The organism is Streptomyces alkaliphilus (genome assembly GCF_014141535.1).
Taxonomy (GTDB): Bacteria; Actinomycetota; Actinomycetes; order Streptomycetales; family Streptomycetaceae; genus Streptomyces; species Streptomyces alkaliphilus.
In genome coordinates this window covers 1-4,592 of record NZ_VKHT01000379.1, presented here as the reverse complement: position 1 = coordinate 4,592, position 4,592 = coordinate 1, and the positions used below count along the sequence as shown (strand labels likewise).

General features: G+C 67.0%; 7 protein-coding genes. 3 read left to right on the top strand and 4 right to left on the bottom strand.

All coding sequences use genetic code 11. The features are described 5' to 3' along the window. From FNQ90_RS13395 to FNQ90_RS13385, 3 genes are all read right to left on the bottom strand, one after another. On the bottom strand, positions 1-518 hold a 518-nt coding region (locus FNQ90_RS13395; RefSeq protein ID WP_182606590.1), incomplete at its 3' end, for a hypothetical protein. Positions 519-1,041: 523 nt separating this feature from the next. Beyond that, positions 1,042-1,680, bottom strand: a complete 639-nt coding sequence (locus tag FNQ90_RS13390; RefSeq protein WP_228471114.1) for a GNAT family N-acetyltransferase — start codon at positions 1,678-1,680, stop codon at positions 1,042-1,044. Beyond that, complete coding sequence (locus FNQ90_RS13385) at positions 1,677-2,450, bottom strand: GntR family transcriptional regulator (protein WP_182606589.1); 774 nt, start codon at positions 2,448-2,450, stop codon at positions 1,677-1,679. The genes FNQ90_RS13390 and FNQ90_RS13385 overlap by 4 nt, the downstream gene beginning before the upstream one ends. A gap of 139 nt (positions 2,451-2,589) precedes the next feature. Here FNQ90_RS13385 and FNQ90_RS13380 point away from each other — a divergent pair, with 139 nt between their 5' ends. Beyond that, complete coding sequence (locus tag FNQ90_RS13380; RefSeq protein ID WP_182606588.1) at positions 2,590-2,934, top strand: hypothetical protein; 345 nt, start codon at positions 2,590-2,592, stop codon at positions 2,932-2,934. A gap of 541 nt (positions 2,935-3,475) precedes the next feature. Beyond that, the gene (locus FNQ90_RS13375) at positions 3,476-3,817 is read left to right on the top strand and encodes a hypothetical protein (protein ID WP_182606587.1); all 342 of its coding nucleotides are present in this window, start codon (positions 3,476-3,478) and stop codon (positions 3,815-3,817) included. Here FNQ90_RS13375 and FNQ90_RS13370 read toward each other — a convergent pair. After that, entirely contained in the window at positions 3,796-3,969 is a 174-nt protein-coding gene (locus FNQ90_RS13370) for a hypothetical protein (protein WP_182606586.1), read from the bottom strand. The genes FNQ90_RS13375 and FNQ90_RS13370 overlap by 22 nt on opposite strands. A 47-nt stretch (positions 3,970-4,016) precedes the next feature. Between FNQ90_RS13370 and FNQ90_RS13365 the strand changes: the two genes are divergently transcribed. Then, positions 4,017-4,556, top strand: a complete 540-nt coding sequence (locus tag FNQ90_RS13365; RefSeq protein WP_182606585.1) for a hypothetical protein — start codon at positions 4,017-4,019, stop codon at positions 4,554-4,556. Positions 4,557-4,592: the final 36 nt, after the last annotated feature.

Below are 4,592 nucleotides of genomic sequence, written 5' to 3'. Positions count from 1 at the left end.
GGGGGGGAACCGGCCGATCCGCCGATTTCCGCCCGATCGGGCTGACCTGCGTAAACGCCGGTTTCCGATCCGCCGGTTTCCGCCGGATCGGCCGCCGATCCGCCGGAAACCGCCCGATCGGGCTGACCTGCGTAAACGCCGGTTTCCGCCGGATCGGAAACCGGCCCTCCCGGCCGATCCGCCGATTTCCGCCCGATCGGGCTGACCTGCGAAAACGTGTCGGTGCCCTGCTGGACGTAGGCCTGGTTGTTCGCGGGGTTGCGGTACACCCGGAACTGCCACTCCGGGCGCTTCAGGTCGGGGTTGTACCAGCGGCCGTGCTCGACGTGCCCGGCCGCCTTGAGGCGCTTCATGACCTCCCGCAGCCGCTTCTCGCCCATCTTCCAGCCGTCGGCCTGGAACTCCCGGGCGAGCGCGATCACGCTGGACGGCTGACGGGGATCGCGCAGCAGCAGCCGGATCAGCACGCCGTAGTCCTCCGGCTGCAGACCCGGGGCGTGGGCCAGGGCGTAGGGCACCACCACCTCCTCGGGCGGCTCCCACCCCCGCACCACCGACGCGCTGCGGAAGCCCTCCCCCGCGGGGAACTCGGTACTCACCGGCCCACACCCCCACCGAGACGGGACAGGCGGCACCCGGCAACGACAGGCGGCCGGCCCGACACGGGCCGCGAAAAGATCCTCACGCCCTGAACAAGTCCTGCGAAGCCTCGATTTGTGACCTCGGAGGAGCAGAAAGTTCCCCCGACATCGTGGAGAGCAGGAGGCATACCCGGCAGTAGCGGCGATTCGGACGCCGGGGCGAAACTGACACCGGAACGGACCCAGTAGTGCAGATGGAACACGTCATCCCCTCATCAGGGGAGCCGTAGCGCAGCCGCGTGACCTAGGGCACCATGGGGAAGTACCAGGGTGCGGGTATCCTGGACACAGGCCCGGACGGTTGCAGCCGCCGGACCAACCGCGTACGACTCAGTTTCTGGCAGAGTTACGAGAGTCGTGGAGGCCGTTCCTGTTGGCGCAGGAGCGGCCTCATGCGTTTTCAGTAAATGGCGCCCCTCCTTCCCTCAATAGGGGCACCACTCGCCGTGTGGGTCGGAAATTCGAGATCTACCACACTGGGGCCAGCATTGAGAAATGTTCCTGCTTCTCGCTGGAAAAGAGCACCAGAGTTTCGATGCGGAAGATCAATAGTGCGGACATGGGTAAACCCATTTGAGCGGTAGTAGTCTTGTAGGGCGTAGTTGCGTTTCCAGGCATCCAAGCGGACAAACTTGACTCCTGCACGTTCGGCCCGAGCGCTAGCCCAGTCCAGCATGGAACTTCCCACCTGACGGCCCCGTGCTACCTCAGACACGATCATTCTGTGGATATATAGGGCCGACAGAGGAAAGTCGTTGGCATGCCAAAATTCAGGGTCGGCCGCTCCGTCCAAGGTGATCGTCCCGACAACACCATCTTCCATTTCTGCGATGTAAGCGGTGCCGTGCACGATGGAATCGTGGATCCGGGACATATTGGGAGGGTACTGCCACTGGTCATACCCTCGACCGTCCAGCCAGCGAGCCGCATCCGACCACAGAGCAGCGATCTTCGCAGCTTCGCGTTCGTGGGCAGGTCGAATCGCTAGGTAGCCACGGTTCAGCCGGAGTGGCTCAACGCTGTCCAGCGTCTTCATCATGCGGACTCACCCTCTCGAACACGATCATAGATGATGACGTGGCGATCCCCCGGAAGAATGTTCACTGTCACCTGCACTGGAGTTTCTCGACCATCACGGCGAGCGTATCCGGTGACAATGTGTTCGGCCACGGGCGTCCCTGGCCCCAAGGCCAATCTTGATGACTCTTCGGGGGTGGGCATTCTGACCATGATTTCATCCACGGAGTGAATGATCTCGTAACCCAACTCGGCCAGAACTCGATTTGTTCCGCGCGGAACATCCTCCGGACTCATCCAGTCCGTCCCTTCCACCAGGGAGAGAGGAACGTGTGAGTCATTCAAATTGAAGGGATCGCCGTCGATTGAGCGCATGCGGCGCCTAACCGCTACTGCGGTTTTTGCGTCTATGTGTAGGCGCCGCTGGACCGTCTTGGAGGGAGAAGAGATGGCTACCTCAATTTTTTGTGACGGCTCCCTGGAGTCCTGTTCGTCTGCGATGCGCTGACGGAAAATATCCGCATCAGGCTCTGGAATTCGAAATTCTGCTTGCGGCCTATAAACCATGGGGCGTCGCTTGCGAACAAAATAACCGCGAGGGCGGTCGGCGACGATGAGCCCTTCATTGACCAGAACTTTGAGGCCTTGCACCGCAGTAGCACGTGAGGTCTTCCATCGCTGAGCCAGCTCAGCCTCAGTGGGAAGGCGCATGTCCTCACGCAGCGTCCCGGCGGTGATGTCTGCCCGCAGCTCGTCTGCGATGCGCTGGTAGATCGCGCGCTGTCTGGCCATGGGTCCGTTCTACCTCTCATCTCATTGACTAGTCAATCTGGGCAACCATGTTGACACAGGCTGCTTCGACGTGCACCATCTAGGCCGTGCATTGACTAGTCAATGTGTAATGTCTGGTTGGTCTGTCTTTGGAGGTCGCATGCTTGGCACGCCCCGCACTCGCTTGACCGCGTACGTGAACAGCCTGCTCAACCCGGTCGACTGGCCGCACGCCGACGCGATCGCGGACCAGGCCGAGGCCCTGGCCGCCGTGCCGACCATCACCCCGAGCCCGGACACCGACCCGGTGTCCGGGCTCCCCGCGTCCCTGGCCCGCGCGGCCCGCACGGTCGTCCGCACCCGGTCGACTTCCTACCTCGCCCGTCTGGATCCCTCTCCCCTCACCCCGGCCGGGACCGCCGCCGCCGACGACGACCAGCTGCTGAACGCGGTGCTCGCGGAGCACCGAGCGGTCGACGTCCTCCACCTGTCCGCTGCGGCCTGATCCCGGCCCCCACGATGCGGCTCGCCCCTACCGGGCGGGTCCGCGTCGCGGGAGCCGGGCCCACGCCCAGCACCCAGCGCCCAGAGGCTCTCCCACCAGCCGTGACCGGCCGGGATCCAAGGGCAGCACCCGTTCTTTGAGAACTCCACAGAGTGATCCACGCCCCACCGACGCCGTGACCACACCGGCCGAGGGGCAGTGGAGACCCGTCGTCAGCCGCCCGGAAGGGCCGAAGACGGACATGGACTGCACCTCCGCCTCACGGCGGGGACGCCCTCTGTCGCAGGACTGCCGACGCTAAAGACCCCGTATGGCCACACCTTGACGAAGCCGTAGACCCCGGAGACCGCGGACTCCCTCCGGACGAGCGGCCCATACGGAAGGAGACCGCACCCGCAGTGTCCTGTGCTGCCCGTCACCACCAGCCCCTCGGGCCGGTGGTGCGCGGGGGATGCAGGACCACCTGCCCCACCACATAGGTGACGGCCCCGGGATTGCGCCCCGGGGCCGTCGTCACAGGCCCTCACGAAAGGAACCACCTGTGGCCCACATCATCACACGCCAAAACCGTCGGACCTCCCCCGCCGCCACCGCCAACACCGCCCCGGAGTGCTGCGGCGTCCCGATGACCTACCGCACCGGCCGCTGGGAGTGCGACCACTGCTACGGCTGGCAGACCGCCGCCACCCCCGGCACCCTCGGCCTGCTCCTGGCCGTCACCGCCGCTGGCCTCCTGGCCGCCGCCCTCACCGGCCCCGGCCGCCGCACCGTCCGGGCCGCCCGCCGCCAGGGCACCACCACCGAGCAGTCCATGTGGTGCTCGCGGTGCGGCTACGACACCCCGGGCGCCTTCAGCTGCCACTACTGCGGCACGAACCGCTGACCGCTCACCGACCCGACCCGATACCCGCTGCCCGCCGCGCCGCCCACCTGGCGCGGCGGGCAGCACTGCGCCACGGCCCCCGACACCCCGCAGTGCGCGCCGCCCTCGCCCTGGCCGCCGCGCTCGCCGCCCGGGTCTGGGAGGCCGGCCACCGGGTCACCGCACTTCACCCCACACCGCCTTCCCGAGAGGACACCTGATGTTCCGACTGGTCCGCACGACCACCCTCCGGGCCGCCACCGACCGCGCGGCCGAGCTGGAGGACACCTGCACCGCGCTCACCGAGGCGACCGCCACCATCACCGCCCTGACCACCGCCCGGGACGAGGCGCAGCAGTACGCCGACGGCCTGCACGAGGTGTTGCGCCAGTGCGCTGGCGAGCGCGACACCGCCCGCGCCGAACTCGCCCGGTTGGAGGGAGAGCTGGAGACGCTGCGCGCTCAACAGCTCCTGGACACCGAGGACCGGGCGGTGCTGCGGATGCTGCTGCGCACCGCCCGCAAGCAGCGCCTCGACCGCCTTGATCGGGTGTACGTGCTGTTCCGGTACGGCGCCCTGCACAGCGTGCACGCCAGCCTCGAGGCGGCCGAGGGCACGGCCGAGGCGGAAGGGGCCTCCCCCGACGGGTGGACCTCCCACCGGCCCGGGGCCGGGATGCCGTCGGCAGCCGAGGTCACCTGGCGGGTCCAGCCGCTCGCCCTGGGAGGGCGGCCGATGACCACGCCCCACCCCGCCTGACTCCACCCGCCACTCACATCAAGGAGAACCCGATGC